The following is a 4,061-nucleotide window of genomic DNA, read 5'->3' as shown; positions in this document are numbered from 1 at the left end:
GCCCCGCCCGGGGCGGTGGCGGCAGCCATCAGACAGGCAGCCGGGGTGCTCGCACCAGCGCGCCGCGCAGGGTGTCCAGGGTCTGCTCAAGGGGGTTCGACGAGGTCAGCCCGGCGGCGAAGCGGTGGCCGCCGCCACCGAGCTCAGTGCACACCGCGCCGACGTCGATGGCGCCCTTGGAACGCACCGACACCCGCCAGACCTCGTCGGCGCCCTGCTTGCAGACGACCGCCACCTCGGCCTCGGCGGTGGTCCGCACGATATCGATCACCCCTTCGATCTCGTCCAGGGTGAGCCCGGCGCGGGTGAGGTCCGGGAACGCGCACCACGTCCAGACCAGGTCGTACTCGGGCTCCAGGCGGGCCCGGCCGAGCAGCTCGCCGAGCAGCCGCAGGTAGCCGAAGCGGTGGGTGTCCCACACCGTACGGGTGATCAGGTCGTGGCGGATGCCGGTGGCCAGCAGCCGCGCGGCCAGCTGGTGGACGGCCGGGGTCGTCGCGGCGTAGCGGAACGAGCCGGTGTCGGTCACCAGACCGGTGTAGATCGCCACGGCCAGGTCGTGGTCGAGCTCCACGCCGAGCGCGTCGATGACATCAGTGATCATCACGCTGGTGGACGCTGCGGCGGCGTCGATGACGTTGATGTCCCCGAACCGGGTGTTCGAGGCGTGATGGTCGATCACGACCATCCGGCGGGCCCGGGTGGCGACCCGGCCCAGCGCCCCGAGCCGGCCGAGGCTGCCGGCGTCCAGCGTCACCACCAGGTCCGGGGTCGCCGGGACCAGCGACGGCGGGACGAGGAGGTCCTGGCCGGGCAGGAAGGCCAGGGAACGTGGTACCACGAACGGGTCGCTGTCGAACGACACCGACGCCCGGCTGCCGAGCGTGCGCAGGGCCAGCCCGAGCGCGATCGCCGACCCGAGGCTGTCCCCGTCCGGGTCGACGTGCGCCACCAGCAGGATACTCTCGCCGCCCTGGACGGCGGACAGGATCGCCTCCACCGCGCGGCCCCGTTGCTCACCGGCCACGTCCTCGGACTCCGCCTGCGCCCGAGCCGTTGCGTCCCCGGCCTCGGGCACCGGTAGCAGGGACAGGTCCGCGAGGCTCGTCACGTCGGTCATCGCAGCTCGACCCCCATCATGTCCCCATCAGGCCCTCGTCAGACATCATGCCCCCAGCGGGCTCGTCATCCTCACGAGGCTTACGGTAAGGGTCGGCCTCACCGGCCGGTCGGGCGCCATCCCGCACGCCGGCAAGGCTCGCGTCCCGCTTCCGGGCAGTGATGATCAGTTCCTCGAGGTGACGGGCGTCCTCCGGCAGCCGGTCGTGGACGAAGGTCAGGGCCGGAGTGACCTTGACCCCGGTCTGTCGGCCGACCTGGCTGCGCAGCAGGCCCTTGGCCGACTCCAGCGCGCGGGCCGAGTCCGCCCGGTCCGCGTCGTCGCCGTAGACGGTGTAGAAGACGGTGGCCTCGGTCAGGTCCGGCGTCACCCGGGCATCGGTCACGGTGACCATGCCCAGCCGGGGGTCCTTCACCTGACGTTCCAGCGCGGCCGCGACCACCTCACGGATACGCACCGCGAGCCGGCGGGCCCGAGCAGGGTCAGCCATGGCTTCCTCCCGTCACTGTCGCCGCATCCTCGTCGGGGGAATCGTCCTCGTCGGAGGAGTCGTCCTCGTCGGAGAAATACCGTACTCGCGCCGAAAGCAGCTCCAGTTCGGGACGCTGCGCAACCAGGCGCTCACATGCCTCGACGATCTCGACGCAGTGGGCCCGGTCCGCGGCCACCACGGCCACGGCGATCTGTACCCGACGGTGCAGATCGTGATGGCCGGTCTCCGCCGCACTCACCGCATACCTGCGGCGGAGCTCCGCCACCACCGGCCGGACCGCCGACCGTTTCTCCTTCAGCGAGCGGATGTCGCCGAGGAGAAGGTCGAACACCGCCGTTCCTGTCCACATAGCCGTGTCCTCAAGGCTGCCCGGGAAGCTCCTCAGGAACGGGGAACCTCCCGCTGCTCGAAGGTCTCGATCACGTCATCGATCTTGATGTCGTTGAACGAGCCGAGCCCCACACCGCACTCGTAGCCCTCCCTGACCTCGGTCGCGTCGTCCTTGAACCGCTTGAGCGACTCGACCGTGAGGTTGTCCGCTACGACGACACCGTCGCGGACCAGGCGTGCCCTGGCGTTGCGGCGGATGAGCCCGGAGCGTACGAGGCAGCCGGCGACGTTGCCGATCCGCGGCACCCGGAACACCTCGCGGACTTCGGCGGTCCCGAGCTGGATCTCCTCGTAGACCGGCTTGAGCATGCCCTTGAGCGCGTTCTCGATGTCCTCGATCGCCTGGTAGATGACCGAGTAGTAGCGGACGTCGACGCGCTCGCGCTCGGCGAGCTCCCGCGCCTTGCCCTCGGCGCGGACGTTGAAGCCGAGGATGACCGCGTCGGACGCGCTGGCCAGGTTCACGTCGTTCTCGGTGATCGCACCGACGCCGCGCCCGATGATCCGCAACGAGACCTCGTCGCCGATGTCGATCTTGAGGAGCGAGTCCTCGACCGTCTCGACCGAACCGGACACGTCGCCCTTGAGGATGAGGTTGAGCTGGGTCTTCTCGCCCTCCTTCATCCGCTCCAGGATCGTCTCCAGGGTCGGGCGGCCGCGACTGAGCGCGAGCTCGGCGTTGCGTTCGCGCGCCTGCCGCCGCTCGGCGATCTGGCGGGCGACCCGGTCCTCCGGGACGACCAGGAAGTTGTCGCCCGCGTCGGGAACACTGGTGAACCCGAGCACCTGGACGGGCCGGGCCGGGCCGGCCTCGCTCACCGGGTCACCGTGCTCGTCGAGCATCGCCCGGACGCGCCCGAACGCCTCGCCGGCGACGATCGAGTCCCCGACCCGCAGCGTCCCGCGCTGGACGAGGACGGTGGCCACCGGGCCGCGGCCGCGGTCCAGCCGGCCTTCGATCGCCACCCCCTGGGCCTCGACCTCGGTCGGGGCACGCATGTCCAGCGCCGCGTCGGCGGTGAGGATGACCGCCTCGAGCAGCCCGTCGATGTTGGTGCGGTTGCGGGCGGAGACGTCGACGAACATCGCGTCACCGCCGTACTCCTCGGCGACCAGCCCGTACTCGGTGAGCTGCCCGCGCACCTTCTGCGGGTCCGCCCCCTCCTTGTCGATCTTGTTGACGGCGACGACGATGGGCACGTCCGCGGCCTGGGCGTGGTTGAGCGCCTCGATCGTCTGCGGCTTGACGCCGTCGTCGGCGGCGACCACCAGCACCACGATGTCGGTCACCTGCGCGCCACGGGCACGCATCGCGGTGAAGGCCTCGTGACCAGGGGTGTCGATAAAGGTGATCTTCCGCTCTTCGCCGTCGACCTTCGCCCGGACCTGGTAGGCCCCGATGTGCTGGGTGATCCCACCGGCCTCGCCGCTGACCACGTCCGTCTGCCGGATCGCGTCGAGCAGCTTCGTCTTGCCGTGGTCGACGTGGCCCATGACGGTCACGACCGGTGGGCGCGGCTGCAGCTCGACCTCGTCGCCGTACTCACCGCCGAAGGACAGGTCGAAGCTCTCCAGCAGCTCCTTGTCCTCGTCCTCGGGGCTGACGATCTGCACGTCGTACCCGAGCGTCACGCCGAGCAGCTGCAGGGTCTCGTCCGTGCACGACTGCGTCGCGGTCACCATCTCACCGAGCTGGGTGAACACGACCTGGACGAGCGCGCCCTGGTTGGCGTCGATCTTGTCCGCGAAGTCGGCCAGGGAGGCGCCCCGGGGCAGCCTGATGACCTGCCCGTTGCCGCGCGGGACCATCGCCCCCATGCGGGGGGCTTCCAGCCCGCTCTCCCACTCCTGCCGCTTCGCACGCTTGGACTTGCGCTGGCGCCCCGGGCGGCCACGGCCACCGGGACCGAACGCACCGGCCGTGGTGCCACCGCGGCCGCGCCCCCCGGAGGTGGGTCGGCCGCCGGGACCACCGGGACCACCAGGGCCGCCGGGACCGCCACCGCCGGGACGGCCGGGGGCACCCGCGCCCCCACCGGATCCGGCGCCGGCCGGACG

Annotated in this window: 4 protein-coding genes; all 4 read right to left on the bottom strand. The window is 71.2% G+C overall.

The window, feature by feature from the left end; translation table 11 throughout:
* Positions 1 to 28: 28 nt before the first annotated feature.
* Complete coding sequence (locus NBW84_RS05325; protein ID WP_250282243.1) at positions 29 to 1,120, bottom strand: DHH family phosphoesterase; 1,092 nt, start codon at positions 1,118 to 1,120, stop codon at positions 29 to 31.
* Between the two features lie 16 nt (positions 1,121 to 1,136).
* Positions 1,137 to 1,610, bottom strand: coding sequence for a 30S ribosome-binding factor RbfA (rbfA, locus tag NBW84_RS05320; protein ID WP_250282241.1), 474 nt, complete (start codon positions 1,608 to 1,610; stop codon positions 1,137 to 1,139).
* Positions 1,603 to 1,962 carry a DUF503 domain-containing protein gene (locus tag NBW84_RS05315; RefSeq protein WP_250282238.1) on the bottom strand — a complete coding sequence of 120 codons (360 nt, stop codon included), beginning with the start codon at positions 1,960 to 1,962 and terminating at the stop codon, positions 1,603 to 1,605. The genes rbfA and NBW84_RS05315 overlap by 8 nt, the downstream gene beginning before the upstream one ends.
* A gap of 32 nt (positions 1,963 to 1,994) precedes the next feature.
* A partial coding sequence (gene infB / locus NBW84_RS05310) for a translation initiation factor IF-2 (RefSeq protein WP_250282236.1) occupies positions 1,995 to 4,061 on the bottom strand: 2,067 nt, incomplete at its 5' end.

This window comes from Protofrankia sp. CiP1_Cm_nod2 (assembly GCF_920664355.1).
GTDB lineage: Bacteria > Actinomycetota > Actinomycetes > Frankiales > Frankiaceae > Protofrankia.
The sequence above is the reverse complement of the archived record's forward strand: the minus strand, read 5'-3'. Positions and strand labels throughout refer to the sequence as shown.

Bases quoted from the DNA above. Each gene is read 5' to 3' on its own strand.
- NBW84_RS05325 (WP_250282243.1), bottom strand. From the start codon at position 1,120: ATGACCGACGTGACGAGCCTCGCGGACCTGTCCCTGCTACCGGTGCCC.
- rbfA (WP_250282241.1), bottom strand. From the start codon at position 1,610: ATGGCTGACCCTGCTCGGGCCCGCCGGCTCGCGGTGCGTATCCGTGAG.
- NBW84_RS05315 (WP_250282238.1), bottom strand. From the start codon at position 1,962: ATGTGGACAGGAACGGCGGTGTTCGACCTTCTCCTCGGCGACATCCGC.